The 19,401-nt window shown below is 66.1% G+C and carries 17 protein-coding genes and 1 pseudogene; 12 read left to right on the top strand and 6 right to left on the bottom strand.

What is annotated here, in order from left to right; all coding sequences use genetic code 11:
• Window positions 1–89 precede the first annotated feature (89 nt).
• On the top strand, window positions 90–1,697 hold the full coding sequence (locus GQB03_RS21190; protein WP_159693551.1) for an AMP-binding protein: 1,608 nt from the start codon (window positions 90–92) through the stop codon (window positions 1,695–1,697).
• A 128-nt stretch (window positions 1,698–1,825) separates the two neighbouring features.
• A complete protein-coding gene (locus GQB03_RS21185; RefSeq protein ID WP_159693549.1) occupies window positions 1,826–2,350 on the top strand; it encodes a MarR family winged helix-turn-helix transcriptional regulator in 525 nt (174 codons plus the stop codon).
• A gap of 54 nt (window positions 2,351–2,404) precedes the next feature.
• Here GQB03_RS21185 and GQB03_RS21180 read toward each other — a convergent pair whose 3' ends face one another.
• Window positions 2,405–3,439: a hypothetical protein gene (locus tag GQB03_RS21180; protein ID WP_159693547.1), complete on the bottom strand. Its 1,035-nt coding sequence runs from the start codon at window positions 3,437–3,439 to the stop codon at window positions 2,405–2,407.
• Between the two features lie 72 nt (window positions 3,440–3,511).
• A complete protein-coding gene (gene pgi, locus GQB03_RS21175; RefSeq protein WP_159693545.1) occupies window positions 3,512–5,167 on the bottom strand; it encodes a glucose-6-phosphate isomerase in 1,656 nt (551 codons plus the stop codon).
• Window positions 5,168–5,532: 365 nt separating this feature from the next.
• On the opposite strand from pgi, the gene GQB03_RS21170 reads away from it, so the two are divergent.
• Genes GQB03_RS21170 through GQB03_RS21155 form a run of 4 tightly spaced genes read left to right on the top strand, consistent with a single transcriptional unit; the run spans window position 5,533 to window position 9,098 of the window.
• Window positions 5,533–6,078 carry a TetR/AcrR family transcriptional regulator gene (locus tag GQB03_RS21170; protein ID WP_159693543.1) on the top strand — a complete coding sequence of 182 codons (546 nt, stop codon included), beginning with the start codon at window positions 5,533–5,535 and terminating at the stop codon, window positions 6,076–6,078.
• Window positions 6,075–7,040, top strand: coding sequence for an HlyD family secretion protein (locus tag GQB03_RS21165; protein ID WP_159693541.1), 966 nt, complete (start codon window positions 6,075–6,077; stop codon window positions 7,038–7,040). Before GQB03_RS21170 ends, GQB03_RS21165 begins: the two co-directional genes overlap by 4 nt.
• Window position 7,041: 1 nt before the next feature.
• Window positions 7,042–7,980: an ABC transporter ATP-binding protein gene (locus GQB03_RS21160; protein WP_159693539.1), complete on the top strand. Its 939-nt coding sequence runs from the start codon at window positions 7,042–7,044 to the stop codon at window positions 7,978–7,980.
• Window positions 7,977–9,098, top strand: coding sequence for an ABC transporter permease (locus tag GQB03_RS21155; RefSeq protein ID WP_159693537.1), 1,122 nt, complete (start codon window positions 7,977–7,979; stop codon window positions 9,096–9,098). Before GQB03_RS21160 ends, GQB03_RS21155 begins: the two co-directional genes overlap by 4 nt.
• A gap of 12 nt (window positions 9,099–9,110) precedes the next feature.
• Here the strand turns inward: GQB03_RS21155 and GQB03_RS21150 are convergent, their stop codons facing one another.
• A complete protein-coding gene (locus tag GQB03_RS21150; RefSeq protein WP_159693535.1) occupies window positions 9,111–9,419 on the bottom strand; it encodes a hypothetical protein in 309 nt (102 codons plus the stop codon).
• Between the two features lie 281 nt (window positions 9,420–9,700).
• On the opposite strand from GQB03_RS21150, the gene GQB03_RS21145 reads away from it, so the two are divergent.
• Window positions 9,701–10,102, top strand: coding sequence for a DUF4399 domain-containing protein (locus GQB03_RS21145; RefSeq protein WP_159693533.1), 402 nt, complete (start codon window positions 9,701–9,703; stop codon window positions 10,100–10,102).
• 96 nt (window positions 10,103–10,198) lie between these two features.
• A complete protein-coding gene (locus GQB03_RS21140; protein WP_200832356.1) occupies window positions 10,199–10,825 on the top strand; it encodes an HD domain-containing protein in 627 nt (208 codons plus the stop codon).
• 12 nt (window positions 10,826–10,837) lie between these two features.
• Here the strand turns inward: GQB03_RS21140 and kynB are convergent, their stop codons facing one another.
• On the bottom strand, window positions 10,838–11,467 hold the full coding sequence (kynB, locus tag GQB03_RS21135; protein WP_159693529.1) for an arylformamidase: 630 nt from the start codon (window positions 11,465–11,467) through the stop codon (window positions 10,838–10,840).
• Window positions 11,468–11,650: 183 nt separating this feature from the next.
• Between kynB and GQB03_RS21130 the strand changes: the two genes are divergently transcribed.
• The gene (locus GQB03_RS21130) at window positions 11,651–13,627 is read left to right on the top strand and encodes a DNA topoisomerase IV subunit B (RefSeq protein ID WP_159693527.1); all 1,977 of its coding nucleotides are present in this window, start codon (window positions 11,651–11,653) and stop codon (window positions 13,625–13,627) included.
• Window positions 13,628–13,673: 46 nt separating this feature from the next.
• Here the strand turns inward: GQB03_RS21130 and GQB03_RS21125 are convergent, their stop codons facing one another.
• Complete coding sequence (locus tag GQB03_RS21125; RefSeq protein ID WP_159693525.1) at window positions 13,674–14,588, bottom strand: M48 family metalloprotease; 915 nt, start codon at window positions 14,586–14,588, stop codon at window positions 13,674–13,676.
• 448 nt (window positions 14,589–15,036) lie between these two features.
• On the opposite strand from GQB03_RS21125, the gene GQB03_RS21120 reads away from it, so the two are divergent.
• The 3 genes from GQB03_RS21120 to parC all read left to right on the top strand — a co-directional run bounded on the left by GQB03_RS21120 (window position 15,037) and on the right by parC (window position 18,597).
• Complete coding sequence (locus GQB03_RS21120) at window positions 15,037–15,573, top strand: hypothetical protein (RefSeq protein ID WP_159693523.1); 537 nt, start codon at window positions 15,037–15,039, stop codon at window positions 15,571–15,573.
• A gap of 161 nt (window positions 15,574–15,734) precedes the next feature.
• Window positions 15,735–16,073 carry a DsrE family protein gene (locus GQB03_RS21115; protein ID WP_159693521.1) on the top strand — a complete coding sequence of 113 codons (339 nt, stop codon included), beginning with the start codon at window positions 15,735–15,737 and terminating at the stop codon, window positions 16,071–16,073.
• A 106-nt stretch (window positions 16,074–16,179) separates the two neighbouring features.
• A complete protein-coding gene (gene parC, locus GQB03_RS21110) occupies window positions 16,180–18,597 on the top strand; it encodes a DNA topoisomerase IV subunit A (protein WP_159693519.1) in 2,418 nt (805 codons plus the stop codon).
• A 653-nt stretch (window positions 18,598–19,250) separates the two neighbouring features.
• On the opposite strand, the pseudogene GQB03_RS21105 reads toward parC, so the two are convergent.
• Window positions 19,251–19,401 (bottom strand): annotated as a pseudogene (locus tag GQB03_RS21105) (IS5/IS1182 family transposase); the annotation flags it as partial.

The raw sequence follows: 19,401 nt of genomic DNA, 5'->3' as shown, positions 1-19,401 counted from the left end.
AAACTCCTCGCATGCGAGACAGCCAGCCAAGGCTGCCCAGACCGCGATCGTCCGTCGGGGATCGGTCGCGCCCGCTCAGAGGAGAGATCATGCAATACACCGCCCACCTCGATCGCTTCGTGATCGACCGACTTCCGCCACCCGAGGACTGGCCCGAACTCATCTTCGAGCGACCCGAACTCCAGTTCCCGCAACACCTCAATGCCTGCGTCGAACTCCTCGACAAGGCGGTGGCGGAAGGCCACGCGGACCGCCTGGCAATCATCGGCAAGGATATTCGCTGGACCTACCGCGACCTGCAGGAGACGGTCGACAGGCTGGCCAATCTGCTGGTCGGCGAAATGGGCCTGGTGCCGGGCAACCGCGTGCTCCTGCGCGGGGCCAATACGCCCTGGCTGGCGGCCTGCTGGCTGGCGGTATGGAAGGCCGGCGGCGTTGCCGTCGGCACCATGCCCCTGCTCCGAGCCAAGGAACTCCGGGAAGTGGTACGACTGGCCCGCGTCAGCCACGCGTTGTGCGACGCGGCCCTCGCCGACGAACTCATCGCCGCACAGGCGGACACAGAAGAGCTTCGCGAGATCGTGCTGTTCGGCGAAGGCAGTGCGCTCGAAGCGCGTCTCGAGGCCCAGCCGGCACACTTCGCCGCGGTCGACACCGCCGCCACCGACCCGGCGCTGATCGGCTTCACCTCGGGCACCACCGGCATCCCGAAGGGCACGGTACATTTCCATCGCGACGTGATGGCCATGTGCGAGGTCTTTCCCCGCCACTGTCTCAAGCCCGCCGCGAACGACATCTTCATCGGCACGCCGCCGCTGGCATTTACCTTCGGTCTCGGCGGCTTGTTGTGCTTTCCGTTATGGGCGCGAGCCGCCACGGTGCTGCTCGAGAAGCTCAACCCGGAAGCGCTGATGAGGGCCATCGAGGAGAACCGCGCCACGATCTGCTTCACCTCCCCCACTGCCTACCGCCAGATGGCCGGCCTGATCGACAAGTACGACATCACCAGCCTCGACAAGTGTGTGTCCGCGGGCGAGGCGCTGCCCACGGACACCCGCGACAAATGGCGCGAAGCCAGCGGCATCCAGATCCACGACGGCATCGGCGGCACCGAGATGATCCACATCTACATCGCCTCCGGTCCCGACGACTACCGTGCGGGCGCATTGGGCAGGCTGTTGCCCGGCTACCGCGGCATGATCGTGGATGACGACATGAACCCGCTGCCACCCGGCGAAGTGGGCAAACTGGCTGTCAAGGGTCCGACCGGTTGCCGCTACCTCGGCGACGAACGCCAGAAAAACTATGTCCGCAATGGCTGGAACCTCCCCGGCGACGCCTTTCACATGGACGCCGACGGTTACTTCCACTACCACGCCCGCATCGACGACATCATCGTGACCTCCGGCTACAACGTCTCCAGCCCGGAGGTCGAATGGGCCCTGCTGGCGCACCCCGCGGTTGCCGAGTGCGGCGTGATCGGTGTGCCGGACCCCGAGCGCGGCCAGATCATCAAGGCCTTCGTCGTGCTCAAGCCCGGCTTCACTGCCGGCACCGAGATGACCAGGACCTTGCAGGATTTCGTCAAACAGACCGTTGCCCCCTACAAATACCCGCGCGCGATCGAGTACCGGGATGCGCTGCCGCGCACCGATACCGGCAAGCTGCAGCGATTCCGCCTCAAGCAGCCGGCATGAGGGCGGCAGGGCCAGCGCCCGATGGCCCAATCTCATTTGCATCCATTTACAAGTAAATCTTTTAGCGAGGTAGAATGCGGCCACCAGGGCGGAACTCCGCCATTCAAAGCTTTCATGCAGGTGCCGCCATGACCCACGCAGAACTCGATACGGATGCCGCCGGCGAGATCGACGCGATCGATCAGGAAACCCGCGCCCGCGAAGATGATCACGAAGCCCTGCGGGTCTGGTTACGGCTGCTGACCTGTACCAACCTGGTCGAATCGCGCCTGCGCAACCTGCTGCGCGGCGGTTTCGACTGTACCCTGCCCCGCTTCGACCTCATGGCCCAGCTCGACCGCAACCCCAAGGGCCTCAAGATGCGTGAACTCTCCCGCCGCCTGATGGTCACCGGCGGCAATGTCACCGGTCTCACCGACAAGCTTGTCGCCGAGGGCCTGGTGGAGCGCCGCGACGACCCGAAGGACCGGCGGGCCTATTCGGTGCACCTCACCACTGCGGGCAAGCGCGCCTTCCGCCAGATGGCCAAGGAGCACGAAGCCTGGGTGATCGAGTTGCTCGGCGGTCTCGACAGCAAGGAGACCCACCAGCTGCTCGAACTGCTGAACCGCCTCAAGTCACATGTGCGGGAACTCGATCTCGGCGCACCGTAAGGCATCGCGACGCGCCCGCCAAGCGGGCGGACGCAATTCCGGCGCGACGCCCGCCTAACCTCGCCGGCGGAACCACACCCGCGCGGAAAACGGATCGACCACGAGCGCGCCATCCGCAAAGAATGACGCTCCGAGCTGTGCCGCCGGCTGGCTCCACGTACCGACACCGCCACACACCAGCGCCTCGCGTGGCGGGCGCTTCACGAACAGTGTCACCTCGCGCTCGCTGCGTACAGCCTGCCCCGCGCCGCCAATGAATTCCAGCGGCGCACCGGCAGGCAGCCGGTATGCATCGACGCGCTCGGTGATGCCCTGCTGGCAGGTACTCAGTTGCAACGCGATCTCGGGCCTCGCCTGAAGCCGGATGCCTGCGCGCTGCAAGGCGTCGAACATCGCCTGATTGATGTTGAGCGAGTGCGGCTGGCTGCCATCGTCGAAACCGGTGTCGAGCTGGGCGACCGCATCGACCCCGCCGATGCGGATCGGCAGGCTGGGAATGTTCGGACAGTGTCCGGGGCCGCCCGCACGCGGGCAGGTCAGGATCGCACGATTCGCCGCATAGTAGCCCGAGGTCGATAACGGCAGGAATCCCGCGGCCGCGAGCTCGGGGTCGCTGCAGAAAGCACCGCGCTGCGCACGGTGTATTGCAGCACCGCGGTAATCGACGGTGTAGATGTGCTGCGACAGGAAATCGGTGCCGATCACGCCGGCCTGGGCGACGCTGCCGCTGACCTGCGCACGCGGCTGGAACAGCAGGCGCACCTGCCCCCAGTTTCCGAAGAAGACGAAATCCCGATAGGCATTGCCGGTGCCCGGCAAGGCTTGCGGCTTGATACCGCCGGCAAACCCCTGCGGGGTGATGGCGCTGACGTCGGCCCCGAAATCGACGACGAAATAGCCCTCCCGGCCATCCACTGCCACCCGTGCATACGGCATCTGGTTCGAGACGACCAGCGGCTGACGCTCTCCGAGACAGGCCATCGACACTGCCGCGGACGGCTCGCCCAGCCACTCGAGAAACGCCAGCAGCAACAATGCAGCCGAGACCAGCATCGCATACCCGGCCCGCCGCACACCCAGCGTCCTCAATGCCATGCTCCGCCCGCGCACCAGCGCGGCGCCCCCCGCCTCACATGCAGATCGATGGACAGCATACGAGACTCATTCCCCGGCGGCCCGAGCCAGCGCGATGAGGCCCCGCGTCGACGCGTCCCCGCCACAGGGCGGGCCGCCCGCGAGCTCCGCGCCGATACGGCTCGCGAGTCGCTTGCCAAGTTCCACGCCCCACTGGTCGAAACTGTTGATGCCCCAGACGACGCCCTGCACGAACACCTTGTGCTCGTAGAGCGCTATCAGTGCGCCCAGCGTGCGGGGCGTGAGCGCGGGCAGCACGATCGTGCTACTCGGCCGGTTGCCCGGGAACACCCTGTGCGGCACCAGTGCTTCGAGCGCCGCACCGCTCATTCCCGCGGCGACGAGTTCGGCTCTGACCTCCTCGGCGGTCTTTCCGACCATCAGCGCCTTGCTCTGGGCAATGCAGTTGGCGATCAGCAAACGATGATGGCCGGGCAGATCGTGGGCAGACTTGAGCGGCAGGATGAAATCCACCGGGATCAACTCGGTACCCTGATGCAGCAACTGGAAGAATGCGTGCTGCCCGTTGGTGCCCGGCTCTCCCCACACCACCGGACAGGTCGCCACCGAGACCGGCACGCCGTCACGAGAGACCGATTTGCCGTTGCTCTCCATCTCGAGTTGTTGCAGATAGGCCGGCATTCGCGAAAGCGCCTGCGCGTAGGGCGCGATGCACACGCTCGCCGTACCGAAGAAATTGCGGTACCAGATTCCAAGCATGGCGAGGATCACCGGCATGTTCACCTCGATCGGTGACTCGGCAAAATGCCGATCCATCTCGTGTGCGCCTTCGAGCATCGCCTCGAAGTGGTCGCGCCCCACCCACAACGCGATCGACAGACCTACCGCCGACCACATCGAATAGCGTCCACCCACCCAGTCCCAGAAAGCGAACGTGTTCGCCTCGTCGATGCCGAAATCCGACACCTTGGCCACATCGGTCGATACCGCCACGAAATGACGGGCAATATCGCTCTCGGATGCCCCGCTGGCGAGGAACCAGGTGCGGGCGCTGGCCGCGTTGGTCATCGTTTCGATCGTGGTGAAGGTTTTCGAGGCGATCACGAACAGCGTCCGGGCGGGGTCTACCCGGTTCAGGACGGCGGCAAGCTGATCGCCATCGACATTGGAGACGAAATGCATGTTCAGCCGCGCATGGCCATAGGCGGCCAAGGCCTCGCAAGCCATTGCGGGTCCGAGATCCGAACCGCCGATACCTATATTGACCACGTCCGTGAAGCACTCACCCGTGTAGCCGGTCCGACGGCCACTGCGCACTGCCTCGACGAACTCGCCGACTCGCTCGCGCATCGCGAGCACCGTCGGCATGACGTCGTTCCCATCGATCTCGATATGCGTTCCGACCGGCGAACGCAGCGCCACATGCAACGCCGCACGGCCCTCAGTGTTGTTGATCGAAGCACCGGCAAACATCTTGTCGCGGGCGGTTTCCACACCCCGCTCTCGCGCGAGTTCGAAGAGCAGCGCCATAGTGTGCTCATCGATCCGGTTCTTGGAATAGTCGAGCGTCAGGCCCGCTGCACCCACGGAGAAGCGCTCGAAACGCTGCGGATCATCGCCGAACAGCGTGCGCAGGTGCGTCTCGCCGAAGTGCGCATGGTAAGCCGCGAGGGCCCGCCACGCAGGAGTCTCACGATGTTCGAGAAGAGTTTTTGTCGTCATGTCGTTCAACGGACCGCGGATACGCTCCAGGTATGGCGCGGTCGACAAGCCTCGCAGGTTTGCCCGCCGTGCCACTGATTCGCCGGATCTTGCCGGAGTTCATTCGTCCGGGCACGGACTCCCGCCCCGAGGAGCCTGCCGGCGCGGCCCCGGAACCAAGGCTTTCATCATACATGCCGAGGACGCATTACCGGGCCACTCGCCACCCCACCTGCCGCGGTATCGCCGCATGCACGCTCCGTCGATGGCACGTGGCAGCAAACCTTCGAGCGGCCCGCGCGACGCAGGAATCATCGAGATGGCACCACCCGGCACGATTTGGTATATTTACCAAATCCTTCAACATCGCACACATATCCTTTCCGATGAGCGTCAAGCACCGCCTGCTGGAATCCGGCCTCGCCCTTCTGCACGAGCAAGGTCTCGCAGCGCTCACCCAACCACGCGTGGCCAAGGCCGCGGGCGTCAGCCAGAGCCACCTTACCTACTACTTCCCCACCCGTAACGACCTGCTGCTGGCGATCGCCGAACATTCGGTGGACCAGGCGCTGGCGCGGCCGCTGGAAAGCGCGGGAGCCGACCCACTCGAAGCGATGAGTGCGGCGATGGCCTACCTGCCACGGGTCCGCATGCTGCTTGGCCTGCTTGCCGCAGCGGACCAGGAGCCAGCTCTGCGCGATGCGGTTGCCCGCCTCGTGACGCATATCCGGCAGAGCATCGGCAAACTCCTGACGCGGCTCGGATACGCGCTGGACAGCGAGCACGTGATGGTCTTCCATGCCGCCGTGGTCGGACTGGCGGCCCTCAACCTCGGACGACAGAGTCCGCAGTCGGAACAAGAACTCAAGGCCGGCCTGGCGCAGTTGCTCGCACTGCTGCCGCATCCGGACGGCGGGAGCAAGGATCGATGAAACGACAAGCCGGTACGCTCGCGATCATCGCGGCGCTCATTTCCCTCACTGCCTGCAACGAAGAGGCCCAGATCGGCTATCAGGGCTACATCGAGGGGGAATACCTCTACCTTGCCGCACCGCAGGCAGGCTACCTGAACACGCTTGATGCCGAACGCGGCAGCCGGGTGCAGGTCGGGCAGCCGCTGTTCGCGATTGCCGGCGACCCCGACGCGGAAGCGCTCAGCCAGGCGCAGTCGCAGGCCGAAGCCGCGCGCCAGAGCGCGGAGAACCTCAAGTTGCCCCGTCGCACACCGGAAATCGCCGCGCTCGAAGCCGAATTCCGCGCCGCCCAGGCCAGTCTCGCGCTCGCCGACGCCGCACTTACCCGCCAGCAGGCGCTTGCCAGGCGCAACTTCGTTTCGGCCAATGCGCTTGACGAAGCACGCAGCGCCCGCGATGCGGCAAGGGCACAGGTGGATGCCGCGCGCCAGCACCTCGCCAGCTATCGCGCCTCGCTCGGCCGCGAGGCCGAGGTGCTTGGCGCCGAGGCGCAGGTGCGCGCTGCCGAGGCAGTGGTGGCCCAGAAACGCTGGGCGGTGGACCGCAAGGCGGTGAGCGCGCCGGCGGCGGGCGAGGTGAGCGACACCTACTATCGCCCGGGCGAGTGGGTGCCTGCGGGCAGTCCAGTGGCCAGCCTTCTGCCCGACGCGCGGCGCAGGCTGCGCTTCTTCGTGCCCGAAAGCACGCTGGCGAAAATCCACCCGGGTCAGGCGGTCGAAGCGCATTGCGACGGCTGCACGACGCCGATCCGCGCCACGGTGGACTTCATCGCGCCGCAGGCGGAGTACACCCCGCCGGTGATCTACAGCAAGGGCAGTCGCGAGAAACTCGTTTTCAGGGTCGAGGCGGCGCCCTCTCCCGCCGACGCGCCGCGCCTGCGCCCCGGCCTGCCGGTCGACGTCACGCTGGCGGGCGAATGACATGGACGGCACCGCCCCGATCATCGACGTCACCGGGCTCAACAAGCACTTCGGCGACAAGCATGTGGTCAAGGATCTCTCGCTGCAGGTGAGCCAGGGCGAGATTTTCGGCTTCCTCGGCCCCAACGGCAGCGGCAAGACCACCTCGATCCGCATGCTTTGCGGCCTGCTCACGCCGGACAGCGGCAGCGGCACCTGCCTCGGCATGGACGTGATCACCGAAAGCGCAGGCATCAAGCGCAAGGTCGGCTACATGACCCAGCGCTTCTCCCTGTGGGAAGACCTCACGATCGCCGAAAACCTCGATTTCGTGGCACGCATGTTCGGCATGCCGCGCCGTCGCGAGGCAGTCGACCGCGCGCTCGAGGATCTCGGCCTCTCCACCCGTCGCAAGCAGCTCGCCGGCACCCTGTCGGGCGGCTGGAAGCAGCGTCTCGCGCTGGCTTCCTGCCTGCTCCACGAGCCGAAGCTGCTGCTGCTCGACGAACCGACGGCCGGGGTCGACCCCAAGGCGCGGCGCGATTTCTGGGAGGAGATCCACCGGCTTTCCAACGCAGGCATCACGGTGCTGGTATCGACGCATTACATGGACGAGGCCGAACGATGCCATCGCCTCGGCTACATCGCCTACGGCGAGTTGCTGGCCTCGGGCAGCGGCGAAGAGGTGGTGCGCAGCCAGCACCTCGTCACCTTCGAGATCAGCGGCGACATCGCCCCGGGCATGGCCGAGGCACTGCGCAAGCTGCCTGGCAGCGAACTCGTGGCGAGCTTCGGCAGCGCCCTGCATGTCAGCGGCCGCGACGGCCCACTGCTCGAACGTGGCCTCGCCGCGCAGGTCGCCGACGGCGCGCTGAAGATGCGGCGCGTCGACACCTCGCTGGAGGATGCCTTCATCAACCTCATGCAGGGCAGCCGCGACCAGTTCGAGGCGGCGCCATGAACGGCTTTTCCTTTTCCCGCTGGCTCGGCATCCTGATCAAGGAATTCATCCAGCTGCGCCGCGACCGGCTGACCTTCGGCATGATCGTGATGCTGCCGATCATGCAGCTGCTGCTGTTCGGCTTTGCCATCAACTCCGACCCGCGACACATGCCGACCGCGGTGGTGATGGCCGACCCCGGCCCCTTCGCACGCGCCTACGTGGCCGCAATGAAGAACAGCGAGTACTTCCGCATCATCGGCACGGTGGATGCACGCGAGGCCAACACCCTGCTCGACAGCGGCGAGGTGCAGTTCGTGGTGACCTTTCCCCCCGGTTTCAACCGCGACCTGGTCCGCGGCACCGCGCCGACCCTGCTGGTGGAGGCCGACGCAACCGACCCGATGGCGACCGGCGGCGCGATCTCGGTACTCAACCAGCTCGGCAGCGAAGTGTTCGCGCCCGAGCTGCCGGGAGCGCGCGCCACGCCCGCCAAGTCGATCGACCTGCGCATCCAGCGCCGCTACAACCCCGAAGGCATCACCTCCTACAACGTCGTACCCGGCCTGCTCGGCGTGATCCTGACGATGACCATGATCCTCATGACCGGGCTGGCGATGACCCGCGAGCGCGAACGCGGCACCTTCGAGAACCTGCTCGCCACGCCGGCCACGCCACTCGAAGTCATGACCGGCAAGATCGTGCCCTACGTCCTCATCGGCCTGATCCAGGTGGTCCTGGTGCTGGCCGCGGCGCGACAGATCTTCGATGTGCCGATGTACGGCAGCCTGCCCCTGCTGTTCGCGGTAGTGCTGCTGTTCATCCTCGCCAATCTCACGCTCGGCATCACCTTCAGCTCGATCGCGAAGAATCAGCTGCAGGCGATGCAGATGACCTTCTTCTTCTTTCTGCCGTCGATGCTGCTGTCGGGCTTCATGTTTCCGTTTCGCGGCATGCCCGAATGGGCGCAGGTCATCGGCAACGTGCTGCCGCTCACGCATTTTCTGGTATTGGTCAGGGGCATCCTGCTGAAGGGCAATGGCGTCGAGCTTCTATGGGGACATATCTGGCCGATCGCCCTGTTCATGCTCACGGTGCTGGCGCTCGGCATCAAGACCTTCCGCCGCACCCTGGATTGAGCGCACGCGCGCTCAGTGCTTCGCCGAAGCCTCGAGCAGCGCCCGATCGTGCGTCGACAGCGCCAGGCCGACCCGGCCGAGCCGTGAAAGCGTCGCCTCCACGTCCCACGGCGCGGCGATGCAATACTTGCGGCCGTTGGTCATCTGCACATGAAGCCAGTACGCCTCAACATCGGAGGCCTTCCGCAGGTAGAGCCGCGAAACCTTGCCGGGGTCACCTTCGGCAAGCGCGAGCCCGCTCTGCTTCTTGCGCTTGCCGGCAAACGACGACAGCACAAGACAGGCAATCACGACAGATCCCACACCCACCACATCCAGCATCGCAGCGCTCCATTGTTGTTCGTTGCCGGGCCGATCCGTGTTTTTCGCCTTCGATCGAGGCACGGCATGGCGCCGATACTAGAACGCCTGCCGACGATGCGTCGCCCATATGAATATGTCGGTTTTTCATATACCCGCAGGGGACCGGAGGAAACGACCGCCCCGGGGCGACACCACGAAAGGTCTCGATACCGCTGGCATCGAAGCGCCTTCGCGCCTAATCTGAAAGGCCCGCCCCCGCGCAGCGGCGATCGCAACCGAGACAACCACAAGGAAAAACCATGAACATCCCCAGACAGATCCTGACCGGCCTCTTCACCAGCGCTTTGCTTGTCGGCCAGGCCCTTGCCGCCGGCAGCGTCATGTTCGTCGAACCCAAGGACGGCGCGACCGTACCGCCCGAGTTCAAGGTCGTCATGGCGGTCGAGGGCATGAAGGTCGCCCCCGCCGGTCAGCTGGTGGACGGCACCGGTCACCATCACCTGATCATCGACGGCCAGCCCGCGCCCAAGGGCACGGTGGTCCCCGCCGACGCCACCCACCTGCACTTCGGCAAGGGGCAGACCGAGACCATGCTCAAGCTCACCCCGGGCAAGCACACCCTCACCCTGCAGTTTGCCGATGGGGCACATCAGTCCTACGGACCCGATTTGAGTTCCACGATCACCGTCGAAGTCAAATAGGGCCTTGCCGGCCCGGCGACCGGGCGACCGGCGCCGGACTTCCCGATCGACCCGCGATGGCTCAAGATGGCGTCCCCATTTCACCCGGACGCAGCCTTGAACCAGCTTGAGCCACGCTTTGCCGAATACATCGCCGGCCGCCTGCCGCCCGACCCCGCTCACGACCTTCAGCATGTGCGCAGAGTGGTCGAGAACGCCCGGCGCTTCGCCATCGCCGAGGGCGCCGACCTTGCGGTGGTGATCCCGGCCGCTTGGCTGCACGACTGTGTGAGCCTGCCCAAGAACCACCCCGACCGTCACCTCGGCTCACGGCTCGCCGCCGACGAGGCCTGCCGCTTCCTGCGCGGGATCGGTTACAGCGAGGCGCTGCTGCCGGCCATCGGCCATGCGATCGAGGCTCACAGTTTCAGCGCCGGCATCCCGGCCCGCACGCTCGAAGCGCAGGTGGTGCAGGATGCCGACCGCATCGACGGCCTCGGCGCGATCGGCGTATCCCGCTGTCTGCTTGTCGGCTGCACGCTGCAACGCCCGCTCTACTCGCCCGACGATCCTTTCTGCGAAACACGCGAGCCGGACGACCAGGCGTTCTGTGTCGATCATTTCTTCCGCAAGCTGTTCCGCGTCGCACAGACCCTGCACACCGCCGGTGCCCGCGCCGAGGCGGAACAGCGGGTGGCCTTCATGCGAGCCTATCTGGCGCAGCTCGGACGCGAACTCGCCTGAGGCACCGCCCGATCAAGCGCCGCCAAGCGAGCGCAGCACCGCGCGCAGCGGCGAGGCGTCCAGCCCGGCGAGCTTGAGCGGCAGCGCGATCAGCTCGTAATCACGCTCTTCCGCTGCGTTGAGTACCAGCCCCTCGAGGATCACCATGCGATGACGGCACACCGCGAGGTGGGCATGCATGACAGCAGCGCTCTCGGCGTCGAGCGAGGGCGTGTCGATACCGATCAGCTTCACGCCATGCGCGGCGAGCAGATCGACGGTGGCCGGCGCGACGGTGCAGAAATCGCTGTCCCAGCGGTCGCGCGGCGCGACTGCGCAGGTGCGCAGCAACACTCTTGGCGGACAGTCGTCGAGCCGTGCCGCGATCTGCTCCGGCTGGATGGCGCCGCGCGTGCCGATCACGTGGATGACCCTGCACGGGCCCAGGTAAGTCTCGAGCGGCACCTCATCGATCGCCATGCCCCCAGGATCGAAATGAAAGGGCGCGTCGGCATGCGCGCCGGTGTGGGACGACATGCTGATCTTCGAGACATTGGCCGGGCTGTCGGGGCCGATCGTGGCAGTGCGCTCGAACACCACCGGCGCATCGCCGGGCCAGACCGGAAGGCCCGGATGGATGGTGGGGCTGATGTCGATGATCATGGCGTGGCCTCCCTCGCGCCGGCTGCGGAAACCCGACGGATGTCCTCGCGGCAGGACCGACAGCTTATCCGCCCTGCCCGTCCGGCCGCCACATCCGCTCGGCACGGCCCGCCCAAAGCCGCTATCCTTGCCGCCAATCGCAATCTCGCCGGCGCAGCGCGCCGGGCAGCAAACGGAAGCATCATGGCCAGCGACAAGAACTACGACGAATCATCCTTCCGCGTCCTCAAGGGACTCGAACCGGTGCGCGAGCGCCCGGGCATGTACACCCGCACCGACTCGCCTGCCCACGTCATCCAGGAAGTCATCGACAACGCCGCCGACGAGGCCCTCGGCGGCTTCGCGAAAAAGATCCACGTGACCCTGCACGGCGACGGCTCGGTGACCGTCGCCGACGACGGCCGCGGCATTCCGGTGGGGCTGCATCCGGTGGAGAAGGTACCGGTGGTGGTGCTGGCCTACACCCGCCTGCACGCCGGCGGCAAGTTCGACAAGAAGGAAGGCAACAGCGCTTATGCCTTCTCGGGCGGTCTGCACGGCGTCGGCGTGGCGGTGACCAACGCGCTGTCCACCCGCATCGAGGTCGAGGTCAAGCGCGAAGGCAAGATCCACCGCATCGATTTCGCCGACGGCGGCGAGACCATCGGCGAGATCAGCGTGGTCGGCGAGTGCGGTCGCCAGAGCGGCACCCGGGTGCGGGTGTGGCCGGACGGCAAGTACTTCGAGAACCCAAAGGTGCCGCAGGCCGAGATCGAGCGCCTGCTGCGCTCCAAGGCGGTGCTGCTGGCCGGGGTGAATGTGCGCCTCGACATCGAACAGGCTGGCGGCGGCGTGCTCACCAAGACCTGGAGCTATCCCGAGGGTCTGTCGGGCTACCTGCGCGAACAGGCCGGCGACCAGGAGCCGGTGGCGCCGCTGTTCAGCGCCGAGAAATACGCCGGCGCCGAAGACGCGAGCTTTGCCAACGGCGAGGGCGCGGCCTGGGTGCTGGGCTGGTTCGAGCACCCGGTCCCCTGCGAATCCTACGTGAACCTGATCCCCACGGTGGCCGGCGGCACGCATGAATCCGGCCTGCGAGCCGGCGTGTTCGAGGCGATGAAGGCCTTCGTCGAACACCACGCGCTGACCCCGCGCGGCATCAAACTGCAGCAGGAAGACGTCTGCGGGCGCATGAGCTTCGTGCTCTCGGCGCGCCTGCTCGACCCGCAGTTCCAGGGCCAGGTGAAGGAAAAGCTCAACTCGCGCGAGGCGGTCAAGCTGGTCTCGGGCATGCTGCGCGACCCCTTCGAGATCTGGCTGAACAACCATGTCGACGCCGGCAAGGCGATCGCCGAGCTGGCCATCAAGGCCGCCACCGCGCGGCAGAAGAACGCCCAGAAGGTCGAGAAGAAAAAGACCTCAGGTGTGGCGGTGCTGCCCGGCAAGCTCTCCGACTGCGAATCCGAGGACATCAGCGCCAACGAGATCTTTCTGGTCGAGGGCGACTCTGCTGGCGGCTCAGCGAAGATGGCGCGCAACAAGGAAACCCAGGCCATCCTGCCGCTGCGCGGCAAGGTGCAGAACGCGTGGGAAGTCGACCCCGACCGCTTGCTCGCCAACAACGAGATCCACGACATCGCGGTGGCGCTGGGCGTCGATGCGCACAGCGCCGACAGCGAACCGGACCTTTCCGGACTGCGCTACGGCAAGGTGGTGATCATGTCGGACGCGGACGTGGACGGCGCCCACATCCAGACCCTGCTGCTGACCCTGTTCTTCCGGCACTTTCCGAAGCTCATCGAGCGCGGTCACATCTACGTGGCGCAGCCGCCGCTGTACCGGGTGGATGTGCCTGCCCAGGGCAAGAAGCGCCCGGCGCGGCGGCTCTATGCGCTCGACGAGGGCGAGCTCGCGGCGATCCGCGACCGCGTCGCACAGGAGGGTTTCAAACCCGAGGCGATCGAGATCGGTCGCTTCAAGGGCCTCGGCGAGATGAACCCTGACCAGCTGCGCGAAACCACCATGGACCCGGCCACCCGCCGCGTACTGCCGGTGCACGTGCGCCCCGGCGCGGTGGCGGCCACGCTGCGCATGTTCACCCTGCTGATGGGCAAGGGCGAGGCCTCCGGCCGCCGGGCCTGGATGGAAGACAAGGGCGACACCGTCGAGGCAGACATCTGACTCATTACCCCAGGCGGCGGTCGGCGCCGCGCCGCCGCGTACCTGCTCAATCGTGTTGGTGTGCCCTGCCCGCTCGCAATTGCGGCATGCCATAGCGGCGCCAGACCCCGCGCGCCAGCGGCAGTGCCTGCTCCAGCGCGCGCAGCCGTTCCGGGCCCGCCGGATGGGTCGCCACAAGCGCCTGCGTCGCCCCCTCCGAAGCGGCCAGCTTGCGCACGAAACCGGCCATGTCGTTCGGCCTGTAGCCGGCCAGTGCGCCGAGCACCAATGCGGCAGCATCGGCCTCCAGCTCGGTACGCTTGAGCAGCGGCTCGAGCTTCAGCAGGATGCCGAAATCGAAGCCCATCTGGAAATAGAGGTCGTCGATGCTGCGCGACACGCCGCGCGGCAGGATCATCGCATCGGCCAGCGCCAGGGTCTGCCGCTCGTGCTGGAGCAGCACATGTGCCACCTCGTGCGCCAGCACGAAGGCCAGCTGTGCCTCGCTCAGCGAGAGGCTGTCGATGAGCCCTTCCGAAACCACGATCTGGCCGCCCGGATAGGCATACGCCTCGGCACTGCCGCTGGCCGACACGGCAACGCGCCAGTCCACGCCTCGCGCAAAGTCACTCTGCCCACGCGCTGCCGCAAGCACCGCAGCGACCGCCCGGCCGATCATCGCGCAGTGCCGCCGGCATCCCGTCTCGCCACGCAGGCGGGCCGCCTGCCATTGCCGGGCGAAGGCCTCGTCGCCGCGTGCGGCCAGGCTCCGCATGCTCACACCGATCACCTGCGGCGTCTCGACCAGCTCCAGCGCGGGTGAGGACGGCGCCCACAGGACGAGCGCGAGCAGCCCGACCAAACCAAGGCCACGACACCACGACACTGTCCCCCGCGCTCCGGCCACCGCTGCCCACTCCGCAAACCCAACCATTGGGTAATACTGAAACCTCATTTCGTCATAGCAGGATTCGCCTCTCATGCAAGGCGGAACGCTCCCGAAGGCGAACGGAATTCACGGAAGTGGCCCCAGAGAAAGAAAACGATTGCTGCAATGCAACATTCGTTTTATATTTCGACTGCCGACGCGCCCACAAGGCTGCGAAGGCCGTTTGCTGCGACCCCACAGGGAGCATGTCATGGATCACAGGCATTCCGACTTGATGGCACACATACTGTGCGCACGCGGTCAACACGACGCGGCAGTTTCGGGTTTTCTGTCCGGTATCGCACGAGCGGCAAATGCCGCACTGCAGCACGCAACAAGGCAACTGGAGAACCTGTTCCGCGGAACACAGGCTCCCGTCGCACCGCATGGCTCACGACCGCTCCGGGAAGATTGACCCGGGGCACTGGCAGCAGGTTTTGCGAGCACACAGCCTCGCCCTTCGGGGTTGCGCGCAACCCCAGTGACAGAGGAGGACAAAAGCATGATCGACAATGCCGACACGGTTCTACGCCTCTTGCCGACGCTGCCCTACCGGCGGCCCGCCGCGGCCATGCCGCCGGTGCTGGACATCCTGTTCGCCAAGCTGCGTCATCCGGCCAGCAACGCGGACGAGGTCGAGGACCTGATCTGGGACACCTGGATGTCGCATCGCAATGCCGCGGCCGAACGGGTGCTCGACAAGGCGGTGGACGACATCGCTCGCAACAGTCTCGATATCGCCGAAACCCGGCTGGTACGGCTGCTGCGCCAGTGTCCCGACTACGCCGAGGCATGGAACAAGCTCTCGGTGGTGCTTTACCTCGCCGGTCGCGACGACGAATGCACCGCAGCCATCTGCCGCACGCTGTGGCTCGAACCGCGCCATTTCGGCGCGCTGTGCCAGCTGGGCGAACTGCTCCTGAGCTACAACGACGCCGAAGCCGCGACGCTCGCGTTCCTGAACGCGCGGCGTGTCCACCCGCGCTCGATGCCCGCCGTCGAACGGCTCAGGCAGCTTGCACCGGACATCCCGGCGTGACCGTCATCGGGCGACATCCATCCCGCGCGGACGCTCGACGGCCCCATCCGCGCCATTAGCCGACCCCATGGCCATCCCGACCCCTGGTCGACCACCCGGGGCCGCGCCCTTCACTCACCTCAACCTCAAGGCCCGCGAAGCAATCCCGCTCGCGACACAACATGCACAACACCGCACTCCTTATTTCCAACGACGGCCTCGGCCACGGCGACGAAGCCCTCCGCCACATGCTCGCCGCCAAGTATTTCGCAACCCTGCTCGAAGGCAATTTCCATCCGCGCGTCCTGCTTTTCTACGGCGCGGGGGTCAAGCTCGCCTGCGACGGCTCACCGTGCCTCGACAGTCTGCAGGGGCTCGTCGAAGCAAAGGTCGAGATCGTCGTCTGCCGTTCCTGCCTGGAACACTACGAACTCATCGATGCCACCGATTCGCGCTGGCGCGGCACCATGCTGCAGATCCTCGAATGGCAGCAGTTGGTGGACAAGGTCATCACCCTGTAACGCGCAGCGCCCGGGGTGTCGTCGTACAATGCGGCGCTGATCGACGTTCCGGGGCCGCTGCGCGCGCCAGCGCCAGGCCGCCCGAATCCGCTTAGCCAGGCAACAGATGAGCAACGACACCCTCGACATGTTCGGCACCACGCCGACGCCCCCCGCAGACACTGACCCCGATACCCTGCCGGCAGCGCCGCCGCCCGAGCAGGACGGCGCCCCACCGGCGCCCCCCGCCCCCCCCGACAACGAGGGGGGCGAGCTTGGCGACGACGCGCTGCCGCTGGATCGCTACGCCGAGCGCGCCTATCTCGCCTACGCGATGAGCGTGGTCAAGTCGCGCGCCCTGCCGCAGGTTGAGGACGGCATGAAGCCGGTGCAGCGGCGCATCCTCTACGCGATGAACGAGATGCGCCTGTCGTCGACCTCCAAGCACGTGAAGTCGGCGCGCGTGGTCGGCGACGTGATCGGCAAGTACCACCCGCACGGCGACTCGTCGGTTTACGACGCGATGGTGCGGGTGGCCCAGGACTTCTCGCTGCGCTACCCGCTGGTCGACGGCCAGGGCAACTTCGGCTCGCGCGACGGCGACTCCGCCGCGGCGATGCGCTACACCGAATGCCGGCTCACCCCGATCGCAGAATTGCTGCTGTCGGAAATCGACCGTGGCACGGTCGACTTCCTGCCCAACTACGACGGCGCCTTCGAAGAGCCGCAACTGCTGCCGGCGCGGCTGCCCTTCGTACTCATGAACGGCGCCTCGGGCATCGCCGTGGGTATGGCCACCGAGATTCCGCCGCACAACCTGCGCGAGGTGGCCGAGGCCACCTGCCACCTCATCCGCCACCCGGACGCCACGCTGGCCGATGTGCTGGCGATCATGCCCGGCCCGGATTTTCCCGGCGGCGGCCAGCTCATCTCCAGCCCGGAGGCGATCCGCGACGCCTACACAAGCGGCCGCGGCAGCCTGCGGCTGCGTGCCCGCTGGCGCATCGAGGAGATGGCGCGCGGCCAGTGGCGGGTGATCATCGAGCAGCTGCCGCATGGCGTCTCGGCGGCGCAGGTGCTCGCCGAGATCGAGACCCTCACCAACCCGCAGCCGCGTGCCGGCAAGAAGGACGTCAGCCAGGAACAGAAGAACCTCAAGCAGCTGGTGCTCGGCGCGGTCGAGACGGTGCGCGACGAATCGTCCGACCAGGCCCCGGTGCGCATCGTGCTGGAGCCGCGCTCCAGCCGCCAGAGCCGCGACGAATTCATGGCGGTGCTGCTCGCCCACACCAGCCTCGAAACCTCGACCTCGGTCAACCTGACCATGATCGGCCGCGACGGCCGGCCGCAGCAGAAGAACCTGGTGCAGATCCTGCGCGAATGGATCGACTTCCGCTACGTCACCGTCGAGCGTCGCACCCGCCACCGCCTCGCCGAAGTCGACCGCCGCATCCACATCCTCGAAGGACGCATGATCGCCTTCCTCAACATCGAGGAAGTGATCCGCGTGATCCGCGAATCGGACGAGCCCAAGCCGGCGCTGATCGCGGCCTTCGGCCTCAGCGACATGCAGGCCGAAGACATCCTCGAGATCCGCCTGCGCCAGCTGGCCCGCCTCGAAGGCATCCGCATCGAGAAGGAGCTCAACGATCTGCGCGAAGAGCGCAGCGGCCTGCAGCACTTGCTCGACAGCCGTGCGGCGATGACCCGCCTGATCCTCAAGGAAATCCAGGACGACGCCAAGAAGTACGGCGACGACCGCCGCACCCTGATCGAGAGCGTCGCCTCGGTGGCGCCAGCCGAGATCAGCGTGCCCGACGAGCCGGTGACCGTGATCGTCTCGCGCAACGGCTGGGTGCGCGCCCGCCAGGGCCACGGCGTCGACACCGCCGCCATCAGCTACAAGACCGGTGACTTCGGCTTTGCGGTCATCGAGACACGCACCATATGGCCGCTGATCGTCATCGACACCAATGGCCGGGCCTACACCGTACGGGTGTCGGACCTGCCCGGCGGCCGCGGCGACGGCGCCCCGATTGCCACCTTCGCCGGCTTCCAGGACGGCGCCAAGCTCGCCCAGGTGGTCAGCGACACGCCCGAGGCCAGCTACGTGTTCGCCAACTCCGGCGGCTACGGCTTCATCTGCAACATCGGCGACGCCACCAGCCGCCAGAAGGCCGGCAAAGCCTTCATGACACTGGAAAAGGGCGAGAAAGTGCTGGCGCCCAACAAGGTGCACGGCGACTGGGTGATTGCGGCCTCGGAGAACGGCCGCATCCTGGTGTTCCCACGCCCGGAACTCAAGACCCAGGCGGGTGGCCGTGGCGTGATCGTGATGGGCCTCGACGACAAGGAAAGCCTCGCCGCCGTCGCCGTGCCGCCCAACGACGCGGTGGTGCTAATCGACGGCATCGGCCGCGGCAGCAAACCCACCCAAGCCAGCTACAAACCAGCGCAACTCGAAGGCCTGCGCCATCGTCGCGCCAGAAAAGGCATGCTCATCACGCCGAAGATCAAACCGACGACCATCGGCTTCAGCAGCTGATCCCCCTGCGCGCAACTGCAAAGCCGGCCTTCGGGCCGGTTTTTGTTTGCGGCTCGGTGCTGTCGATCAATGGCGATCGACTCGTCGTGGGTACGGTTTCGAGATCAAACCTTGAATCGCCCCACGAAGTGCCGAATCGAAAGCATTGTCCGATCGAGGGCGTGGCTGCTCGGCCGGAGGGGCCATTCGGGCGGGTGCGACCGAAAGACCGAAAACTGATCGGAAAGGGGGCCTTCAGAGAGCAGCCGTCGGTAACAATAAGCGACCTGACCCTCGGCCTGTGCATGGTGCACAACATCGAAAAGCTGGCGCGTCACGGGTATGCGGGATAGATTGACGGAACCCAGACGGAATGACCGAACAAAACGGCCCGGTAAAGCCACGAGAGGGGATCTGATGATGCGAAGACGGAGACGCTGAAGATGAGATGTCTGATTCAGCCGGCGAGGGCCGGCCGTCCCGATTCGGCCCGGAAACGGGTTTTTCTACAGCGTCGTTAGCAGGGTGATGCAAAAGTGCCGGACTCCGCACCGGCAAAGGACCCCAGCGTAATTTTCATGGCGACTTCAGGGCGAGATTTGATTTTTCAATTCGATTCGAGGTGCCGAATCGCACATCGGAGGGCGCTCCGATGGGCTGTTTCGGCAGCCGCTTCATGCTTCCGCTCTCGAATTGCTCAATTTCGCAATTCTGAGAAGGTTGTAGGCCGCGCCGGATATGAAGGCTGCCATCTGGGTTTTCGCCTGACCAATGAATCGGCTCTTTCTCATTCCGCCCACCGTCTTAAGCCAGCCAAATATCTCT

The sequence above is a fragment of the Cognatazoarcus halotolerans genome (assembly GCF_009800965.1).
Taxonomy (GTDB): domain Bacteria; phylum Pseudomonadota; class Gammaproteobacteria; order Burkholderiales; family Rhodocyclaceae; genus Cognatazoarcus; species Cognatazoarcus halotolerans.
Note: the sequence above shows the minus strand (reverse complement) of the source record. Positions and strands in the feature narration are given on the sequence as shown.